This is a genomic window from Limosilactobacillus viscerum, from assembly GCF_947387525.1.
GTDB lineage: Bacteria > Bacillota > Bacilli > Lactobacillales > Lactobacillaceae > Limosilactobacillus > Limosilactobacillus viscerum.
Genome location: NZ_CANDNW010000051.1, coordinates 1 through 2772 on the forward strand (window position 1 = coordinate 1; position 2772 = coordinate 2772).

At 39.9% G+C, this 2772-nt stretch carries 1 protein-coding gene; it reads left to right on the forward strand.

Translation table 11 applies throughout. The annotated features are described in order from the left end of the window. Nucleotides 1-552: 552 nt before the first annotated feature. Nucleotides 553-2538, forward strand: coding sequence for a YjhG/YagF family D-xylonate dehydratase (locus tag QOS07_RS09105; protein ID WP_283588632.1), 1986 nt, complete (start codon nucleotides 553-555; stop codon nucleotides 2536-2538). The last annotated feature ends 234 nt before the right edge of the window (nucleotides 2539-2772 follow it).

A 2772-nucleotide genomic window follows, 5' to 3' on the forward strand; every position in this document is an offset into this window, starting at 1 on the left:
AACACAGAAGTTAAGCTTCAACACGCCGAAAGTAGTTGGGGGATCGCTCCCTGCGAGGATAGGACGTTGCCACGCAAGCTTAAAAAGGTTGAGCAAAAAGCTCAGCCTTTTTTGTTTACCTTTTAAAGGTATGTTTTTGCTATTGACAGCGATTACATAATTGCTGTATTATGAAACTGTAATTTAACATTACTGCTTAATTTATTTATTAAGAGGTAGTACTATATACATTTGTGATGATGTATACAAAATAATTTTTTAGGGTGATAAAGTATGACTAAATATAGGGAAATAACTGATATTATGACCCTCAAAATGATGGGGGGCAAACCAGCCTTCTAATTGTCGTTTAACCAATACTCTATCAGTCTGCTTTAAAGACTCATTAAAGAATAAATTTAATAAGCAATATTTTTCTTGTTACTTATTAAATTCGTTTTTTAATGGGTCTTATTTTTTTGCTAATTTAATTTACCGGTTGATTCGTGGAAGTCCGCCAATAGATGTTACTCATTGACATAATTACGGTCGAAAATGGAAAGGAAAAGCAAAATGAGTATTAAATCTATTTTTGGTAAGCAGGATTCTTCACTATTTACTTCAATCGAAACTCATCGGAAACCACCAAAGGGTGTATTGCCCCTAACTAAGGAACAGCTTGTTAAAGCACCAAGTGGTAATGTTTTCGGTATGACCCTAAATGCCGGTATGGGTTGGGAAGCCGATAAACTTGATGGCGATGACGTTATGATCCTCAGTACCATGGGTGGTAAACGTGGTGAAGATGGTCACCCTATTGCTCTAGGGCTTCACACCGGTCACTTTGAACTTGGAATGCAAGTTAAAGCAGCGGCTGATGAAATTATGAAGATTGGTGGCTTGCCTTATGCCGCTTATGTAACTGATCCTTGTGATGGTCGTACTCAAGGCACAACCGGTATGTTTGATTCTTTACCTTATCGTAATGATGCAGCCATGGTATTTAGACGTCAAATCCGGTCGTTACCTACTCGGAAAGGTGTCATCGGTATTGCAGCTTGTGATAAAGGGCTGCCTGCTATGGTAATGGCGTTAGCAAGTATGCATGATTTACCAACTATTTTAGTGCCTGGTGGTGCTACTTTAATGCCAACTACTGGTGAAGATGCAGGTACGGTGCAAACGATTGGGGTTCGTGTTGCTAATAATGAACTCTCTTATGAAAAGGCTATTCGTCTTGGTTGTGAGGCATGTGCTTCCGCTGGCGGTGGTTGTCAATTCTTAGGGACGGCCGGAACTGGTCAAGTTGTTTTTGAAGGACTTGGTATTGCATTACCACATTCTGCCTTAGCTCCATCAGGTCAACCAGTTTGGAAAGAAGTTGCTAAGGATTCTGCTTATGCATTGAGTGAAATGATTAATAGTGGTTTAACTACCAAAGATATTATCACTGATGATGCAATTGAAAATGCTATGGTTATTCATGCAGCTTTTGGTGGATCAACTAATCTTCTTTTGCACCTTCCAGCAGTAGCCGAAGCAGCTGGTGTAAAGGTTCCAACGGTTGATGATTGGGCACGAATTAATAGTGAAGTTCCACGGCTGGTTAGTGTTCTGCCAAATGGACCAGTTTACTATCCAACGGTTTGTGCTTACTTAGCTGGTGGTGTTCCAGAAGTGATGCTTCATCTTCGCAAGTTAGGACTTTTACATGAAGATGTTATGACCGTAACCGGACAGACACTCGGTGAAAACCTTGATTGGTGGGAAGATTCTGAACGGCGTAAATTATGTCGGGAACGTCTTGAAAAAATTGACCACATTTCTCCGGACGAAGTTATTATGCCACCAAAGCAAGCTAAGGAACGTGGCTTAACTTCAACCATTACTTTCCCTAAGGGTAACATTGCTCCTGAAGGATGCGTAATTAAATCTACAGCAATTGATAAATCAGTTGTTGATGATGATGGTGTTTACCGTCACAAAGGTCCAGTTAAGGTATTTACCTCTGAAAAAGCAGCAGTTCATGCTTTGAAGACTAAAGGAACAATTAAACCAGGAGACACCATGGTTGTTATGGGTGGAGGCCCACAAGGAACTGGAATGGAAGAGACTTATCAAGTAACTTCAGCTCTTAAGCAACTGTCATTTGGTAAGCATGTTGCTTTAATTACTGACGCACGATTCTCAGGAGTATCAACCGGTGCCTGCTTTGGTCATATTGGACCAGAAGCTTTGTCTGGTGGCCCAATTGGTAAATTGCGTGATGGAGACATCGTTGATCTTGAAGTAGATACCGTAAATCTTAAAGGTAAAATTAACTTTATTGGTACAAAAGACAATGAAGTAACTCCTGAAGAAGGGGCAAAAATTTTAGCACAACGGCCAATGCATGAAGGGGTAGCTCCTGATCCAGCTTTGCCTGATGATACTCGCCTTTGGGCTGCACTTGAGTCATGTGGCGGTGGTACATGGGCCGGCTGTGTTTATGATGTTGATAAGATTATTAAGACTATTAATGCCGGCAAAAAAGCTTTAGCCGAAAAGAATAATAAATAAGTTATTCCTTAGAAATAAGCAGTGGTAGTCCTTTGTAATACCACTGCTTATTTATAGCACTTATTGTTTGACGTTATGAGGAGGGAAAATCATGCCTCTATTCTTAGTTGTAGTTGGAGTTGCGCTACTAATTCTATTAATCTCTTATTTTAAGATTACCTAAATTTCAAGAATAAGTTAGCCACTGGACTCAAATAAATAATACTGACCAATTGATTATTGGTTGATGGAGCT